This is a genomic window from Kitasatospora sp. NPDC059827 (assembly GCF_042731675.1).
GTDB lineage: Bacteria > Actinomycetota > Actinomycetes > Streptomycetales > Streptomycetaceae > Kitasatospora.
Genome location: NZ_JBHWIV010000008.1, coordinates 1 through 16,425 on the forward strand (window position 1 = coordinate 1; position 16,425 = coordinate 16,425).

General features: G+C 73.6%; 13 protein-coding genes and 1 pseudogene. 9 read left to right on the plus strand and 5 right to left on the minus strand.

What is annotated here, in order from left to right; all coding sequences use genetic code 11:
* Window positions 1-631 precede the first annotated feature (631 nt).
* From ACFV8H_RS07185 to ACFV8H_RS07195, 3 genes and pseudogenes are all read right to left on the minus strand, one after another.
* Window positions 632-1,879, minus strand: a pseudogene (locus tag ACFV8H_RS07185) (diguanylate cyclase domain-containing protein); the annotation flags it as partial.
* 314 nt (window positions 1,880-2,193) lie between these two features.
* Entirely contained in the window at window positions 2,194-3,315 is a 1,122-nt protein-coding gene (locus ACFV8H_RS07190; protein ID WP_375894733.1) for an adenylate/guanylate cyclase domain-containing protein, read from the minus strand.
* 173 nt (window positions 3,316-3,488) lie between these two features.
* Window positions 3,489-4,394: a biotin--[acetyl-CoA-carboxylase] ligase gene (locus tag ACFV8H_RS07195; RefSeq protein WP_380397237.1), complete on the minus strand. Its 906-nt coding sequence runs from the start codon at window positions 4,392-4,394 to the stop codon at window positions 3,489-3,491.
* A gap of 233 nt (window positions 4,395-4,627) precedes the next feature.
* Between ACFV8H_RS07195 and ACFV8H_RS07200 the strand changes: the two genes are divergently transcribed.
* The 6 genes from ACFV8H_RS07200 (at window position 4,628) to ACFV8H_RS07225 (ending at window position 10,241) form a co-directional block, all read left to right on the plus strand.
* On the plus strand, window positions 4,628-6,238 hold the full coding sequence (locus ACFV8H_RS07200; protein WP_375894728.1) for an acyl-CoA carboxylase subunit beta: 1,611 nt from the start codon (window positions 4,628-4,630) through the stop codon (window positions 6,236-6,238).
* A 29-nt stretch (window positions 6,239-6,267) separates the two neighbouring features.
* Window positions 6,268-6,489: an acyl-CoA carboxylase subunit epsilon gene (locus tag ACFV8H_RS07205; protein WP_375894726.1), complete on the plus strand. Its 222-nt coding sequence runs from the start codon at window positions 6,268-6,270 to the stop codon at window positions 6,487-6,489.
* A 137-nt stretch (window positions 6,490-6,626) separates the two neighbouring features.
* Window positions 6,627-6,767: a morphogenic membrane protein MmpB gene (gene mmpB, locus ACFV8H_RS07210; RefSeq protein ID WP_375894723.1), complete on the plus strand. Its 141-nt coding sequence runs from the start codon at window positions 6,627-6,629 to the stop codon at window positions 6,765-6,767.
* Between the two features lie 47 nt (window positions 6,768-6,814).
* Window positions 6,815-7,417: a nucleoside triphosphate pyrophosphatase gene (locus ACFV8H_RS07215; protein ID WP_375894721.1), complete on the plus strand. Its 603-nt coding sequence runs from the start codon at window positions 6,815-6,817 to the stop codon at window positions 7,415-7,417.
* 66 nt (window positions 7,418-7,483) lie between these two features.
* A complete protein-coding gene (locus tag ACFV8H_RS07220; RefSeq protein ID WP_380397240.1) occupies window positions 7,484-8,230 on the plus strand; it encodes a hypothetical protein in 747 nt (248 codons plus the stop codon).
* A gap of 235 nt (window positions 8,231-8,465) precedes the next feature.
* Entirely contained in the window at window positions 8,466-10,241 is a 1,776-nt protein-coding gene (locus tag ACFV8H_RS07225) for an acetyl/propionyl/methylcrotonyl-CoA carboxylase subunit alpha (protein ID WP_380397242.1), read from the plus strand.
* A 116-nt stretch (window positions 10,242-10,357) separates the two neighbouring features.
* Here ACFV8H_RS07225 and ACFV8H_RS07230 read toward each other — a convergent pair whose 3' ends face one another.
* Complete coding sequence (locus ACFV8H_RS07230) at window positions 10,358-11,317, minus strand: DeoR/GlpR family DNA-binding transcription regulator (RefSeq protein ID WP_380397414.1); 960 nt, start codon at window positions 11,315-11,317, stop codon at window positions 10,358-10,360.
* Between the two features lie 235 nt (window positions 11,318-11,552).
* Window positions 11,553-13,004, minus strand: a complete 1,452-nt coding sequence (locus ACFV8H_RS07235; RefSeq protein ID WP_375894713.1) for an NAD(P)H-quinone dehydrogenase — start codon at window positions 13,002-13,004, stop codon at window positions 11,553-11,555.
* A gap of 97 nt (window positions 13,005-13,101) precedes the next feature.
* Here ACFV8H_RS07235 and ACFV8H_RS07240 point away from each other — a divergent pair, with 97 nt between their 5' ends.
* The 3 genes from ACFV8H_RS07240 to ACFV8H_RS07250 all read left to right on the plus strand — a co-directional run bounded on the left by ACFV8H_RS07240 (window position 13,102) and on the right by ACFV8H_RS07250 (window position 16,398).
* Window positions 13,102-13,539, plus strand: coding sequence for a gamma-glutamylcyclotransferase (locus ACFV8H_RS07240; protein WP_380397244.1), 438 nt, complete (start codon window positions 13,102-13,104; stop codon window positions 13,537-13,539).
* 146 nt (window positions 13,540-13,685) lie between these two features.
* The gene (locus tag ACFV8H_RS07245) at window positions 13,686-14,507 is read left to right on the plus strand and encodes a purine-nucleoside phosphorylase (RefSeq protein ID WP_380397246.1); all 822 of its coding nucleotides are present in this window, start codon (window positions 13,686-13,688) and stop codon (window positions 14,505-14,507) included.
* Window positions 14,508-14,673: 166 nt separating this feature from the next.
* Window positions 14,674-16,398, plus strand: coding sequence for a phospho-sugar mutase (locus tag ACFV8H_RS07250; RefSeq protein WP_380397248.1), 1,725 nt, complete (start codon window positions 14,674-14,676; stop codon window positions 16,396-16,398).
* Window positions 16,399-16,425 lie beyond the last annotated feature (27 nt).

The following is a 16,425-nucleotide window of genomic DNA, read 5'->3' on the forward strand; positions in this document are numbered from 1 at the left end:
CCGGACCCACCCACCCTCCCGAAAGCCCACCCCCACACCCCAGCCCCGCGCAGCGGCCCCCTCACACCACCGGCGGCGACGCACCCCCCGCCAACGCCACCGCCGCCAAAGCCCGCAACGCACAAGCCACCTGCCCCAACGGCAGCGTCGCATCGTCCGCGAAGAGCTCGACCAACCAGCCCCCCGCCGCGTTCTGCCCCCCTGCCGCGACCATCCCGCGGTACCCGGAGACGACGAGCATCGCCTCCTCCGCCGGATCGTTCCCCGCGGCCCCCGCGCGGAGCGCGAACGCCCCGCCGCGGACGGCCCGCCGGGTCATCGGGTAGTGGCGGAGGTCGAACACCGCGTCGGGCGCCTCGATCTGGGCCCGCTGGGTCTCGGCCCGGGTGCTGCTGGGCCCGCTGGTCATCCGGTAGACGGCGTGCTGGGCGGTGCGCATCAGCTGGGAGCCGGGCGGCACGTACGAGACCCACCAGCCGACCGCGTCGAGCAGCCGGGCGGAGGTCTCGGCGACGACGGCCAGCTTGCCGAGGGTGTCGGCCGGGTGGACGGCCCGGGCGGCCGCGGCCTGGTCGAGGGCGGAGAGGACGGCGGTGAGCAGCTGCCCGGGGTCGGCGCTGTGGGCGGCGCCGCGGAACCGCCGCCGGTCGGCGGCGCCGGCCCGGCCGCCGGGCCCGCGGCGTCCGTCGGCGCGGTGGTGGGGGTCGGCGGCGTCGGCGAGCAGCACGGTGGGGTCGGGCGAGAAGCCGGGGCCGTGGCTGCGTCCGGCGACGACGGGGTGGGCGGCGCGGGCGGCCTTGGCCCGGTACTGGGCGGCGTCGGCGAGCCGGAAGAGCCGGTCGGGGGTGGTGACCGGTCCGATGGAGTCCCCGGTGGAGGCGACTCCGCAGGCGACCCCCTCGCCCTCGGCGAGGGCGAGGGCCCGGGCGCAGAGTTCCTCGGCGACGGCGACCACCTCGTCGGCCTTCTGTCCTTCGGCGAGCAGGCAGAACTCGTCCCCGCCGAGCCGGGCGGCCAGGCTGCCGGGCAGTTTGGCGGCGGCCAACGAGAGCTGGTGGGCGAAGCGTTCGAGCAGCCGGTCGCCCATCTCGTGGCCGAGCTGGTCGTTGACCCGTTTGAGTCCGTTGACGTCGCAGACCACCAGCGAGACCACGGTGTTGTCCCGGTTGTGGGCCTCCAGCGCGCTCTCCAGCCGGGCGTCGACGGCCCGCCGGTTGGCGAGGCCGGTGAGCGGGTCGGAGAAGGCGAGTCTGCGCAGGTCGGCGAGGCGTTCGGTCTGGGCGAGGCCGGCCGAGATCTGGGCGGCGAGCAGGGTCGCGTAGTCGGCGTCGGCCTCGGTGAAGACCGGCAGGCCGACGGACCGGGCGAGGTAGAGCTCGCCCCAGGCCTGCCCGTGCAGCACGATCGGCGCGACCACGCAGCAGGCCCGGCCGCGCCGGCGCAGCGCGGCGGCGCGCTCCTGGCAGTACGCGCCGGCGGTCGGGTGTGCGTGCCCGGCGTGCGGCTCGTCGTTCTCGGCGGTCTGCAGCCAGGCGCGCGGCAGCCGCCCGGTGGTCCAGCGTTCCTCCAGGTAGGTGACGATCTCCGGGAAGTCCGCGACCGGGTAGGACTCGTCCTGCGGCAGCTCCTCCTCGCCGGGCGCGAGTCGGCCGTGGTTGACCAGCACGCGCAGCCGGCCGGACTCGCGGTCCCAGACCGAGACGGCGGCCATGGTGGCGCCGAGCGCCTCGGTGGCCCGGGCGGCGGCGGCCCGGACGGCCTCCAGCGGGGTGAGCGCCCCGGCCATGTCCTGGGCGAGTTCGACCACCGACTGGAGCCGCAGGTCGGGCAGCGGGTCGGCGCGGTGCGGGCCCTCGCAGTCGCAGCCGCGGTCCGTCATGATCGCCTCACTGCTCACCGGCTCGCCTCGCTCCCTGTGCTCGGTCCTCCCGGACCCCCACCGGTCGGCCGCACCCATCGGCCGCTTGCACCAAGACTAGGGCGATTTCGCTCGGTTTTGCCCCGTTTGCCCGGATGGAACCGCAGCAGGCCGTACGACCTTCAACCGTTCGGCCACCCGAAGCACCCGCGCCAGGGCCCGCAGCAGCACCCGCGTCGGAGCCCGCAACAGCACCCGCGCCAGGGCCCACAGCAGCACCCGCGCCAGGGCCCGCAGCAGGGCCCGAGGAGGGCCCCCGCACAGAGGCCCGCCGGCTACTCCGCCTTCATCCGCCGCGACAGCAGCCACGGCTCCACCAGCCCCAGCCCCCGCACCGGCCGCCGCCACATCGGCTGGAGGTGGAACCGCGCCCCCGCGTCCGGCCCCGGCACCGGCAGCCCGGAGGCGGGCATCCCGGCCGCCACCGACAGCGCCTCGGCCAGGCCCGGCCCCTCCGAGTCGGCGGGGGCGACGCTGCCGTTCTGCTCCAGGGCGGCGGCGAACTCGCCGTCGATGAGCACCGCGTCCTTGGGGGCGATGGAGGTGAGCCGGCTGGCCAGGTTCACGGTGGTGCCGAAGACGTCGCCCATCCGCTGGGTGACCGTCCCGAAGGCCATGCCGACCCGCAGCGCCGGGATGGTCTCGTCCTCGGCGAGGGCGTCGATCAGGCTGAGCGCGATCTCGGCGGCGGTGGCCGGGTCCTCGGAGACGTAGAGGATCTCGTCGCCCAGGGTCTTGATCACCCGGCCGCCCTGCCCGGCGATCAGGTCGGAGCAGGTGTTCTCGAAGGTCTCGACGAGTTCGCCGAGTTCCTCCTCCTCCAGCCGCCGGGACAGCCGGGTGAAGCCGACCAGGTCCGCGAAGCCCACCGCGAGCCGGCCGCTGGTGATCTCGTTGTCCTCGGCGGCCTGCACCACCCGGCCGGTGACGGCGGCCAGTTGGCGCCGCCAGACGTACACCAGGAACTGCTCCAGTTCCGGCAGCAGCAGTTCGACCAGCGGGTACGCGACGTCGGCGCGGGTCAGTCCGGGCTCGACGGCCTGGGTGAGGTTCTCCAGGAAGGTGTCCATCTGCCAGCCGGCCAGCCGGGCCGTGGTCTGGCCGGTGGAGCGGGCCACCTGGATCGCCATCGACTCGCTGAGCAGCCCGGACTCGACCAGTCCGGCGAGGCGCCGCAGCGCGATCACGTCGCCGTCGGTGAGGGCCCGGGACTGGCCGATGTCGGGGAAGCCCATGGCCCGCCAGAAGCGGGTGGCCAGCTCCATCGGGACGTCGGCGGCACGCGCGGCCTGGTACGGGGTGTAGCGGCGTGGTGCGTCCAGGATCAGGCGTTCCAGTTCGAGCGCGACCGTGGGGTCGTGGCTGCCCGCCGTCCCGCCGTTGCCGTCCTCTGCCACCGGTCCGTCCCCGTGCGGTCGCCGCACTCGCCTCGTGTCCTACCCGTCCGGGCACGCCGTCCGCCACCCGGGCGGACAGTGGCGCGCCTCACACCGCTGCCAGGTGGAATGTTCGCACGGAATCACGTGATCCGGGGCATCCGCCCGAGTCAAGGAGAGGTGAAGACTGCCGCTCAGCGCGGCTCGGGGCGCGGTTCGGGGCGGACGTGGACCACGTCCCCCGCGCCGACCGCCCGGCGTGCGCCGTCCGCGGTGCGGACCACCAGGCGCCCGTCCCCGTCGATCGCGACCGCCTCGCCGACCAGCTCGTGGTCGCCCGGCAGGTGCACCTTGACCTGCCGGCCGAGGGTGCTGCAGCGGTCCGCGTACGCCCGCAGCAGGTCGCTGGCGTGCGGGTCCCCGGCGGCGGCCGTCCACTCCCGGTAGAGCCCGGCGAACTCGCGCAGCAGGGCGCGCAGCAGGACCGAGCGGTCGGTGGTGGCGGCTCCGGCCAGCGCGAGCGAGGCGGCGGTGGGGACGGGCAGTTCCGCGGTGCGCAGCGAGACGTTGAGGCCCATCCCGACCACCACCGCGCCGCCGCTCAGCTCGGTGAGGATGCCGCCGAGCTTGCGCTCCGCGCCGTCGATCCCGGTCTGGAGGTCGTTGGGCCACTTCAACCCGACCTCGACCCCGGCCACCCGGTCGAGGGCGCTGGCGGCGGCCACCCCGACCAGGATCGGCAGCCAGCCGTACCGCTCGACCGGCACCTCCTCCGGGCGCAGCAGGAAGGACAGGAACAGTCCGGAGCGGGCCGGGGCGGTCCACTGCCGGTCCAGGCGCCCGCGCGCGGCGCTCTGCGCCTCGGCGACCAGCACCGCGCCCTGCGGGGCGCCGGCGCGGGCCCGCTCGGCGAGGTCGCTGTTGGTCGAGCCGGTCTCGGTGACGACGTCCAGCGAGGTCCAGAGCCCACCCGGGACGACCAGGTCGCGGCGCAGCACCTCCTGGTCCAGCGGCGGCCGGTCCAGGTCGGTCCAGGGGGACGGTCCGGTGCGGCCGAAGCCGCGCAGTCCGCTGCGGCGGGGGGTCTCGGGTGCGGTCATGGTGGCCACCCTAGGACGTGCACCGGCCCGCGGCAGGACGGGCCGCAGAGGCGCAGTCCGCCCCATCGTCCCGCAGAACGCTCGTTGACACACTGTGTCGATGGCCATAACGCCAGGACGTGCCGCATCGCCCTGCGCGCTGGTTACGCTACGCAGCGGTAGTTCGCAGCGCCGCCCTGCCCTCGTGCGCGAGCCCCCGATCCCGGCCCGCGCGATCGAACAGGTCGCGGCCCATGATCAGGGAGAGCCACCGGATGACCGAGGCGCCGTACGACCCCCACACCACCGCCGGGAAACTGGCCGACCTGCGGCGCAGGCTGGACGAGGCGGTGCACTCCGGCTCGTCCAAGGCCGTGGAGAAGCAGCACGCCAAGGGCAAGCAGACGGCCCGGGAGCGGGTCCTGGAGCTGCTCGACGAGGACTCCTTCGTCGAGTTCGACGAGTTCGCCCGGCACCGCTCGACCAACTTCGGCCAGGAGAAGAACCGCCCGTACGGCGACGGCGTGGTGACCGGCTACGGCACCGTCGACGGCCGCCAGGTCGCCGTCTTCGCCCAGGACTTCACCGTCTTCGGCGGTTCGCTCGGCGAGGTCTTCGGCGAGAAGATCGTCAAGGTGATGGACTTCGCGCTGAAGACCGGCTGCCCGGTCATCGGCATCAACGACTCCGGCGGCGCCCGGATCCAGGAGGGCGTGGTCTCGCTCGGCCTGTACGGCGAGATCTTCCGCCGCAACGTGCACGCCTCCGGCGTCATCCCGCAGATCTCGCTGATCATGGGCCCCTGCGCCGGCGGCGCGGTCTACTCCCCCGCGATCACCGACTTCGTGGTGATGGCCGACCAGACCTCGCACATGTTCATCACCGGCCCGGACGTCATCAAGACGGTGACCGGCGAGGACGTCGGCATGGAGGAGCTGGGCGGCGCCCGCACCCACAACACCAAGTCCGGCAACGCCCACTACCTGGCCTCGGACGAGAAGGAGGCGATCGAGTACGTCAAGAACCTGCTGTCGTACCTGCCCTCCAACAACCTGAGCGACCCGCCGTCCTACCCGGAGCAGGCCGACCTCACGGTCACCGACGAGGACCTCGAACTCGACGCCATCGTGCCGGACTCGGCGAACCAGCCGTACGACATGCGCAAGGTGATCGAGCACGTCGTCGACGACGGCGAGTTCCTGGAGACCCAGCCGCTGTACGCGGGCAACATCATCACCGGCTTCGGCCGGGTCGAGGGCCACCCGGTCGGCATCGTCGGCAACCAGCCGATGGACCTGGCCGGCTGCCTGGACATCAACGCCAGCGAGAAGGCCGCGCGGTTCATCCGCACCTGCGACTCCTTCAACATCCCGGTGCTGACCTTCGTGGACGTGCCCGGCTTCCTGCCCGGCACCGAGCAGGAGTGGGACGGCATCATCCGCCGCGGCGCCAAGCTGATCTACGCCTACGCCGAGGCGACCGTCCCGCTGATCACCGTGATCACCCGCAAGGCCTTCGGCGGCGCGTACGACGTCATGGGCTCCAAGCACCTGGGCGCCGACCTCAACCTGGCCTGGCCGACCGCGCAGATCGCGGTGATGGGCGCCCAGGGCGCGGTCAACATCCTGCACCGCCGGGAGATCGCCGAGGCCGCGGCCACCGGCACCGTCGAGGAGAAGCGGGCCGAGCTGATCGCCTCGTACGAGGACACCCTGCTGAACCCGTACCTGGCCGCCGAGCGCGGCTACGTCGACGCGGTGATCGCCCCGAGCGAGACCCGCCGGCACATCGTCCGGGGCCTGCGGGCGCTGCGCGGCAAGCGCGAGGTGCTGCCGCCCAAGAAGCACGGCAACATCCCCCTGTAGGCACCACCCCTCTCGGGAGAGAACCAGCCATGTCCCCGATCCACGTGCTGCACGGGCAGCCGACCCCCGAGGAGCTCGCCACCGTCCTGGCGGTGGTCCAGGCCCGGGCCGCCGCCGCGCAGGCCGCCGCGGAGGCGGCGCGCCTGGCCGGTGTCGGCCCGGCCTCCCCCTGGAACGACCGCTCCCGGCTGCTCCGCCCCGCCGTCCACCCGGGCGTCAACGCCTGGCGGACCTCGGGCTGGGCGCACTAGCCCCGGGCGGGGCGGCCACCCGGCCGCCCCGCCCCGCCTCACCCCGCTCTCGCCCCGCCCCGCCGTCGCCCGCTTTGCCCGAAACCTGAGTACGGATACTCAGGCGGCCGGGCCCACCCGCACCGCACTCTGGACGGGTGCTCTGGTCAGACCCCGAGGACGGGCCCTCGCCCGAGGCCCGTCGCATGCAGGAGCGGATGCAGCGGGCCGGCAAGGTGCTCGCCGCGATCGTGCTGGTGGGTGCCGTCCTGATCATGGTCAGCCGGTACTTCACCTGAGTCGTTCACCAGAACGGCTCAACCACCCACCCCCTACCCTGGTGGGCATGACCGACCAGCGCTCCCTCGTCCTCGCTTCCGCCTCCCCCGCCCGCCTCGGGCTGCTGCGCCAGGCGGGGCTCGACCCGCGCGTGGTGGTCAGCGGCGTCGACGAGGACGCGATCACCGCCGCCACCCCCGGCGAGCTCGCCCTCGTCCTGGCCGAGGCCAAGGCGAAGGCCGTCGCCGCCGAACTGACCGGCGGCGAGCTGGTGATCGGCTGCGACTCCGTCCTGGAACTGGACGGCCTGGCCCTCGGCAAGCCGGCCGACGCCACCGAGGCGCTGGCCCGCTGGCAGTCCATGCGCGGCCGCGCCGGGGTGCTGCGCACCGGCCACTGCGTGATCGACACCGCGACCGGCCGGCAGTCCTCGGCGACCGCCTCCACCACCGTCCGCTTCGGCACCCCGGACGACGCGGAGGTGGCCGCCTACGTCGCCTCCGGCGAACCGCTGCACGTGGCCGGGGCGTTCACCCTGGACGGCCGCTCGGCGCCGTTCGTCGACGGCATCGACGGCGACCCGGGCAACGTCATCGGCCTGTCCCTGCCGCTGCTGCGCCGGCTGCTCGCCGACCTGGACGTCCGGATCACCGACCTGTGGGCCAACTGACCTGCCGCTCCGCCTGCTTGTGCCTCTAAGCTGACCGGCGTCCGAACGGGGAGGGGAACGCGGGCGATGACCGACAACGTGCTCAACGTGGTGCTCGGCCTGGTGGCCAGTGCCATCAGCGCCGGGCTCGGCTGGCTGGCCCAGGCCCTGCGGCGGCGCCGGAAGGTCGAGCGGGTACGGGAGTTCTTCGGACTCCCGGCCGGCAGCGACTGCCTGATCGTGGTGCCCCGCAGCGTCGGGACGGGCTCGCACGCCAACACCGTGACCCGCCGGGACGCCTACGCCCTGATGTGGCTGGCCGGGCTGGTCGAGGAGTGCGGCGCCCGGCCCGAACTGGTCGCCCACGACGCCGCGCACCGCGGCCTGGGCGCCAAGACCGAGCTGTGCCTGGGCGGTCCGGTCAGCAACGAGCGGATGGCCGCCCACCTGGCCTGGGGCCTGCCGGGCGTGCTGGTCACCTCCGGCCCGGGCCCGGGCAGCAACGTGATCGTGGTCGGCGACCGGGACTTCACCGTCGAGCCCGACCGGACCCACGTCCTGCTGGCCCGGATCGCCACCCCGGAGGACGGCCGCCCGGTGTTCCTGATCTCCGGCCAGACCGGCACGGCCAACCAGGCGGGCGTGCGCTACCTGGTCGCGCACCACCGCGAACTGGCCCGTGAGCACGGCCGGAACGGCACCTTCGCCCTCGTCCTGCGGGTGGTCAACCCGGACGCGTACGGGCCGGACATGGTCGAGCCGGTCGCCGACGTGACGGCCGAGGCGCTCCGCCGCCCCACCGCCGCGGCACCGGCCGGCAGCACCGCGGCATGAGCGGGCCGCGGAAGGTGTGTCCCATCCCACCGACCCGCCACGCCGCCCCACGGTCACCCACCGTCGACCACCCCCGCGCGAGCACACCTGCCACCACCTGCGCAGTCGTTCTCAACCCCGTCCCGGCGGCGGGGAATCCCATCACCGAGCGTGTGGGATAGTTCACAACCCGGGGCTACTCGCCGGTACCGCCCAGGAATCCATAAACTCATCGAGGTTCAAGAAGGGAGCCACAGTGCGCAAGGTGCTCATCGCCAACCGCGGGGAAATCGCCGTCCGCGTCGCCAGGGCCTGCTCGGACGCCGGTATCGCCAGCGTCGCCGTCTACGCCGAGCCGGACCGGGATGCGCTGCACGTCCGCGCGGCCGACGAGGCTTACGCGCTGGGCGGTGACACCCCCGGCACCAGTTACCTGGACATCGCCAAGGTCCTCAAGGCCGCCGAGGACTCCGGGGCCGACGCCGTCCACCCCGGCTACGGGTTCCTGTCGGAGAACGCCGAGTTCGCCCAGGCCGTCCTCGACGCGGGCCTGACCTGGATCGGCCCGCCGCCGCAGGCCATCCGCGACCTCGGTGACAAGGTCACCGCCCGTCACGTCGCCCAGCGCGCCGGCGCCCCGCTGGTGGCCGGCACTCCGGACCCGGTCTCGGGTGCCGACGAGGTCGTCGCGTTCGCCCGGGAGCACGGCCTGCCGGTCGCCATCAAGGCGGCCTTCGGCGGCGGCGGCCGCGGCCTCAAGGTCGCCCGCAACCTGGAGGAGATCCCGGAGCTGTACGAGTCCGCGGTGCGCGAGGCGGTCGCCGCCTTCGGTCGCGGCGAGTGCTTCGTGGAGCGCTACCTGGACAACCCGCGGCACGTGGAGACCCAGTGCCTCGCGGACAAGCACGGCAACGTGGTGGTCGTCTCCACCCGTGACTGCTCGCTGCAGCGCCGGCACCAGAAGCTGGTCGAGGAGGCGCCCGCGCCGTTCCTGACCGAGGCCCAGAACGCCGAGCTGTACCGCGCCTCCAAGGCCATCCTCAAGGAGGCCGGCTACGAGGGCGCCGGGACCTGCGAGTTCCTGGTCGCGCTGGACGGCACAATCTCCTTCCTGGAGGTCAACACCCGTCTGCAGGTGGAGCACCCGGTCACCGAGGAGGTCACCGGGATCGACCTGGTCCGCGAGATGTTCCGGATCGCCGACGGCGAGGAGCTCGGCTACGGCGACCCGGAGGTGCGCGGTCACTCCTTCGAGTTCCGCATCAACGGCGAGGACCCGGGCCGCAACTTCCTGCCCGCGCCCGGCACCGTGACGCTGTTCGCCCCGCCGTCCGGCCCGGGCGTGCGCCTGGACTCCGGCGTGGAGTCCGGCTCGGTCATCGGCCCGGCCTGGGACTCGCTGCTGGCCAAGCTGGTCGTCTCCGGCCGCGACCGCAAGCAGGCCCTGGAGCGGGCCAGGCGCGCGCTGAACGAGTTCAAGGTCGAGGGCATGGCCACCGCCATCCCGTTCCACCAGGCGGTCGTCACCGACCCGGCGTTCGCGCCGGAGGTGCACGGCGGCGAGGGCCCGTTCACGATCTACACCCGCTGGATCGAGACCGAGTTCGAGAACACCATCCCGGCCTTCACCGGCGGCGCCGGCGAGGGCGAGGAGGCGGAGACCCGGGAGACCGTGGTCGTCGAGGTCGGCGGCAAGCGGATCGAGGTCTCGCTGCCGTCCTCGCTCGGCGTCGCGGCGGCCCCGGCCGCCGGTGCGACCGGTGCCGCCAAGGCCAAGCGCCGGGTGGGCGCCAAGAAGGCCGGCTCGGCCGTCAGCGGTGACACCCTGGCCTCGCCGATGCAGGGCACCATCGTCAAGGTCGCCGTCGAGGAGGGCCAGGTCGTCGCCGAGGGCGAGCTGATCGTGGTCCTGGAGGCGATGAAGATGGAGCAGCCGCTGAACGCCCACAAGGCGGGCACCGTGGTCGGCCTCAAGGCCGAGGTCGGCGCGAGCGTCAGCAGCGGCGCCGCGCTCTGCGAGATCAAGGACTGACGACGGGTTCGTCAGTCTTCGACCGGTCCGTACTCCCTTCGGGGGTGCGGACCGGTCTCATTTACTCGCCCGCCCGCCTCCGGGGCGGGTAGGCCCGCGCGACGGCACGGCCGGGCTCAGCGCCCGCGCGGCAGGCCCATCTCGGCCAGCCGGACCGGCAGCCCGCCGGGGCCGACCGGGCCGCCGCCGTGCGCCCCGGGGCGGCGCTGACCGGGCAGCGGGGCGCCGCCGGGCGGCGGGACGGGACGGCGGCCCAGCGGGCCCGGCTGGGTCTGGTGGACCGGGCCGCTGCCGGTGCCGTGCACGGGGGCGTCGCCGCTCGGCGCGGCCCCGAGCGGCGCCAGTTCGATCTGCACCCCGCAGTCGGCGAGCGCGTCCAGTTCGCGGGCGCAGGCGTCGTCGGCGGTGGCCTGCTCGTCGGTGACCAGCCGGGTGATGGTCTCGGTGGAGACGGTCTGGAACATGCCGGCCGCGCCGAGCTTGGTGTGGTCGGCGAGGACGATGACCTCGGCGGCCGCCAGCACCATGGCCCGGTCCACGCTCGCGGACAGCATGTTCGCGGTCGACAGCCCCCGCTCGGCGGTCAGCCCGCTGCCGGAGATGAAGGCCTTGGTGACCCGCAGCCCCTGCAGGGACTGCTCGGCGCCGCTGCCCACCAGGGCGTAGTTGGAGCCGCGCAAGGTCCCGCCGGTCATCACCACCTCGACCCGGTTGGCGTGTGCCAGCGCCTGGGCGACCAGCAGCGAGTTGGTGACCACCGTCAGCCCGGGCACCCGGGCCAGCCGGCGGGCCAGCTCCTGGGTGGTGGTGCCGGCGCCGACCACCACCGCGTCGCCCTCCTCCACCAGTCCGGCGGCGAGGTCCGCGATGGCGCTCTTCTCCGCCGCGGACAGGTGGGTCTTCTGCGGGTATCCGGGTTCGCGGCTGAAGCCGCCGGGGAGCACCGCGCCGCCGTGCCGGCGGTCGAGGAGCCCTTCTGCCTCCAGCGCCCGCACGTCACGGCGCACGGTCACTTCGGAGGTCTGGACGACGCGGGCCAACTCCCGGAGCGAGACCGCTCCGTTGGCGCGCACCATTTCGAGGATCAACTGGCGACGTTCTGCTGCAAACACAGAACCGACGGTAACCTGCGTGACCGTCTGCTTTCAGGCGTTTGCAGCTGGTAGCGGGAATTGCTCACGCAAGAGCGGCGCGTGACCGTACAATACGCGCCGTCAACAACCCGGAACTGCGCCCGCCGTCCGGGTGACGATCATGCCCGCGCGAAGGGCGGCCGCCGACCGGCAGCCGCCCCAACTGTGCGCCTTGAGCTCAGGATTCGCCGCCGGCCCGCTTCCGGACGTGCAGCTGCCGGGCGGCCTCGGCGGTCGAGCCGGAGACCGACGGGTAGACGGTGAAGGCGCTGGCCACCTGTTCGACCGTCAGATTGGCGTCCACCGCGAGCGCGATCGGGTGGATCAGCTCGCTGGCCCGCGGGGCGACCACGACGCCGCCGACCACGATGCCGGTGCCCGGGCGGCAGAACAGCTTCACGAAGCCGTCCCGGATGCCCTGCATCTTCGCCCGCGGGTTGCCGCGCAGCGGCAGCTTGACCACGACGGCGTCCATCTTGCCGCACTCCACGTCGGCGGCGGTGTAGCCGACGGTGGCGATCTCCGGGTCGGTGAAGACGTTGGAGGCCACGGTCTTGAGGTTCAGCGGCTGCACCGCGTCGCCCAGCGCGTGGTACATCGCGATCCGGCCCTGCATGGCCGCCACCGAGGCGAGCATGAAGACGCCGGTGCAGTCGCCGGCCGCGTAGACGCCCGGGGCGCTGGTGCGGGAGACCCGGTCGACCTGGATCTGGCCCCAGTCGTTGAGCTTGACCCCGGCCTCCTCCAGGCCCATCTCGGCCGTGTTGGGGATCGAGCCGACCGCCATCAGGCAGTGGGTGCCCTCGATCACCTTGCCGTCGGAGAGCGTCACCTCGACCCGGTCGCCGATCCGCTTGGCGCTCTCGGCGCGCGAACGGCTCATCACGTTCATGCCGCGGCGGCGGAAGACCTCCTCCAGCACCTCGGCGGCGTCCGGGTCCTCGCCCGGCAGCACCCGGTCGCGGCTGGACACCAGGGTGACCTTGGAGCCGAGCGCCTGGTACGCGCCGGCGAACTCGGCGCCGGTCACACCGGAACCGACCACGATCAGCTCGCGGGGCAGCTCCTCCAGGTCGTACACCTGGGTCCAGGTGAGGATCCGCTCGCCGTCCGGCTTGGCGTCCGGCACCTCGCGCGGGTGAGCGCCGGTGGCGATCAGCACCGCGTCGGCGCGCAGCGACTGCACGCTGCCGTCGGGGCCGTCCACCAGCACCTCGCGGGAGCCGTCCACGGCCTGCCCGCCGGCGCCGAGCCGGCCGCGCCCGCGCAGCACGGTGACCCCGGCGCGGGTGACGGACTGGGTGATGTCGTGGGACTGCGCGATCGCCAGGCGCTTCACACGGCGGTTGACCTTGCCCAGGTCCACGCCGATGACCTTGGACTCCCGCCCCTCGGCGGCGCCCTGGTCGACGGTGATGCCCAGCTCCTCGTACGAGCTGTCGAAGGTGGTCATCACCTCCGCGGTCGCGATCAGGGTCTTCGACGGCACGCAGTCCGTGAGCACCGCCGATCCGCCCAGACCGTCGCGGTCGACGACGGTCACCTCCGCGCCGAGCTGAGAGGCCACCAGGGCCGCCTCGTAGCCGCCGGGTCCGCCACCGATGATCACGATCCGAGTCACGTACCCCATTGTCCCGCACGCCGGGAGCGGCGCCACAAGGGGGTCCGCGCTCGATCTCTTCATCCACTCGCCCCGCCCCGTGGGCCGACCGGGCTACGCTGCACCCATGCCCCTTTACGCCGCGTATGCCACCAACCTCGATGCCCGGCAGATGACCCGCCGAGCCCCGCACTCCCCGCTCCGCGGCACGGGGTGGCTGGACGGCTGGCGGCTCACCTTCGGCGGCGAACAGCTCGGCTGGGAGGGCTCGCTGGCCACCGTCGTGGAGGACGAGAAGGACCAGGTCTTCGTCTCCCTCTACGACATCGCGCCGATGGACGAGGAGGGCCTGGACCGCTGGGAGGGCGTCCAGCTCGGCATCTACCGCAAGATCAAGCTGCGGGCGCAGACCCTGGACGGCGACATCCCGGTCTGGACGTACGTGCTCAACGACTACGAGGGCGGCCTGCCCGCGGCCCGCTACCTCGGTCTGATCGCCGACGCCGCGGAGAGCGCCGGGGCCCCGCACGACTACGTGATGCAGCTGCGCCGGCGGCCGTGCTGACCACCGGTCCTCTTTCCGTACGAATCGACGAACCCGGTCACCCGAAAGCGCCACCGAGCTGTGTTTTCGGGCCAACCGGGTAACGATCCGGCATGCCGCGGGCGAATTTCTACGCGCGTAGCCGAAAGCCGTCTATCCTCGGACCCGTGAACGCTTCTCCTCAGTCGGTCGTCTCCGCCGACCCCTACGCCGCCGCCCAGGCCGCCGCCGAGCGCCTGCGCGAGCTGACCGGTGCCGAGCGGCACGACGTCGCCCTGGTGATGGGCTCCGGCTGGGTGCCGGCCGCCGACGCCCTGGGCGAGACCGTGGCCGAGTTCCCGGTCACCGAGCTCCCGGGCTTCCCCGCCCCCGCCGTGGCCGGCCACGCCGGCAAGATCCGCTCGGTGAAGATCGGCGACAAGCGCGCCCTGATCTTCCTGGGCCGCAACCACTACTACGAGGGCCACGGTGTCGCCACCGTCGTCCACGGCGTGCGCACCGCCGCCGCGGCCGGCTGCGGGATCATCGTGCTGACCAACGGCTGTGGCGGTCTGCGCCAGGGCTGGACCCCGGGTCAGCCGGTCCTGATCAGCGACCACATCAACCTGACCGCGGACTCCCCGATCGTCGGCGCCAACTTCGTCGACCTCACCGACCTGTACTCCAAGCGCCTGCGCGCCCTGTGCCACGAGGTCGACCCGAGCCTGGACGAGGCCGTCTACGTCCAGTTCCGCGGCCCGCACTACGAGACCCCGGCCGAGGTCAACATGGCCCGGGTGATCGGCGGCGAGCTGGTCGGCATGTCCACCACGCTGGAGGCCATCGCCGCCCGCGAGGCCGGCTCCGAGGTGCTCGGCATCTCCCTGGTCACCAACCTGGCCGCCGGCATCACCGGCGAGCCGCTCAACCACGAAGAGGTCCTGGAGGCCGGCAAGGCCTCGGCCGAGCGCATGGGCGAGCTGCTGGCGAAGGTCCTGGAGCGGATCTGACGCCTGCCGGGCGCAGAATCATGAACGACGGGGCCCACGGGCGGCGTGATCCGCTGATCACGCCATCCCGGGGGCCCCGTCCGCATGTGCACACCTCTTCTTCTCCCCTTTGCGTGGAACCCTCCGGCCGTCACCCGACGCACTTCCCGATGGAGCAGGCAAGAACATGACGCAGGCACCTACCACCGACCTCCTCGCCCGGGCCCGCACCTGGCTGGCCGAGGACCCCGACCCGCAGACCCGCGAGGAGCTCGCCGCCCTGCTCGCCCGGGCCGAGGGCGCGGAGGCCCAGGAGGAGAACACGCTCGCCTGGGCCGAGCTCGCCGAGCGCTTCTCCGACCGCCTCCAGTTCGGCACCGCCGGCCTGCGCGGCGAGCTCGGCGCCGGCCCGATGCGGATGAACCGCGCCGTGGTGATCCGGGCCGCCGCCGGCCTGGTCGCGTACGTGAAGCAGCAGGGCCTCGGCGACCTCGTGGTGATCGGCTACGACGCCCGGCACAAGTCGTACGACTTCGCCCGGGACACCGCCGCCGTGGTGGTCGGGGCCGGTCTGCGCGCCGCGCTGCTGCCGCGCCCGCTGCCGACCCCGGTGCTCGCCTTCGCCGTCCGCCACCTGGGCGCGGCCGCCGGCGTGACCGTCACCGCCAGCCACAACCCGCCGCAGGACAACGGCTACAAGGTCTACCTGGGCGACGGCTCGCAGATCGTCCCGCCGGCCGACGCCGGGATCGCCGCCGAGATCGACGCGATCGGCTCGCTGGACGACGTCCCGCGCGCCGAGGAGGGCTGGGAGGTGCTCGGCGAGGACGTCGTCGACGCCTACCTGACCCGGGCCGTCTCGATCGTCGACGAGCACAGCCCGCGCGAGCTGGACGTGGTCTACACCCCGATGCACGGCGTCGGCCGCGACACCCTGGTCGCCGCCTTCCGCCGGGCCGGCTTCCCCGCGCCGACCGTGGTCGCCGAGCAGGCCGAGCCCGACCCGGACTTCCCGACCGTGGCCTTCCCCAACCCGGAGGAGCCGGGGGCGATGGACCTCGCCTTCCGCACCGCCGCCGCGGTCGGCCCGGACATCGTGATCGCCAACGACCCGGACGCCGACCGCTGCGCGGTGGCCGTCCCGGTCAACGGCAACGCCGTGGGCAGCGGCAACGGCACCTCCGGCTGGCGGATGCTGCGCGGCGACGAGGTCGGCGCGCTGCTGGGCTCCGCGCTGGTCGCGAAGAAGGCCGAGGGCACCTTCGCCACCACCATCGTCTCCGCCACCCTGCTCGGCCGGATCGCCGAGGCCGCCGGCCTGGGCTACGCCGAGACGCTGACCGGCTTCAAGTGGATCTCCCGCGCCGAGGGCCTGCGCTACGGCTACGAGGAGGCGCTCGGCTACTGCGTCGACCCGCAGGGCGTCCGGGACAAGGACGGCATCACCGCCGCCCTGCTGGTCGCCGAGCTGGCCGCGACGCTCAAGCGGTCCGGCCGCACGCTGACCGACCTGCTGGACGACCTGGCGCTGGAGCACGGCCTGCACGCCACCGACCAGCTGTCCGTCCGGGTGCAGGACCTCTCGCTGATCGCCGACGCCATGCGCCGGCTGCGCGAGCAGCCGCCGACCGTCCTGGCCGGGCTGACCGTCACCCGCGCCGACGACCTCTCGGCCGGCTCCGCCGAGCTGCCGCCCACCGACGGCCTGCGCTACTACCTGGCCGGCGAGACCGTGCGCTCGGCCCGGATCGTGGTCCGTCCCTCCGGCACCGAGCCCAAGCTCAAGTGCTACCTGGAGGTCGTCCTCCCGGTCGGCAGCGCGGCCGACCTGGCCGCCGCCCGGGAGCGGGCCGCCGGGCTGCTCGCCGACATCAAGCGGGACCTCGGGGCGGCCGCCGGCATCTCCGCCTGACCCCGTCGCGCGTGTGCCTCCCCGCCC

Bases quoted from the DNA above. Each gene is read 5' to 3' on its own strand.
- ACFV8H_RS07195 (WP_380397237.1), bottom strand. From the start codon at position 4,394: ATGACCGCACCCGAGACCCCCCGCCGCAGCGGACTGCGCGGCTTCGGC.
- ACFV8H_RS07200 (WP_375894728.1), top strand. From the start codon at position 4,628: ATGATCAGGGAGAGCCACCGGATGACCGAGGCGCCGTACGACCCCCAC.
- ACFV8H_RS07205 (WP_375894726.1), top strand. From the start codon at position 6,268: ATGTCCCCGATCCACGTGCTGCACGGGCAGCCGACCCCCGAGGAGCTC.
- ACFV8H_RS07215 (WP_375894721.1), top strand. From the start codon at position 6,815: ATGACCGACCAGCGCTCCCTCGTCCTCGCTTCCGCCTCCCCCGCCCGC.
- ACFV8H_RS07220 (WP_380397240.1), top strand. From the start codon at position 7,484: ATGACCGACAACGTGCTCAACGTGGTGCTCGGCCTGGTGGCCAGTGCC.
- ACFV8H_RS07230 (WP_380397414.1), bottom strand. From the start codon at position 11,317: ATGGTGCGCGCCAACGGAGCGGTCTCGCTCCGGGAGTTGGCCCGCGTC.
- ACFV8H_RS07235 (WP_375894713.1), bottom strand. From the start codon at position 13,004: ATGGGGTACGTGACTCGGATCGTGATCATCGGTGGCGGACCCGGCGGC.
- ACFV8H_RS07240 (WP_380397244.1), top strand. From the start codon at position 13,102: ATGCCCCTTTACGCCGCGTATGCCACCAACCTCGATGCCCGGCAGATG.
- ACFV8H_RS07250 (WP_380397248.1), top strand. From the start codon at position 14,674: ATGACGCAGGCACCTACCACCGACCTCCTCGCCCGGGCCCGCACCTGG.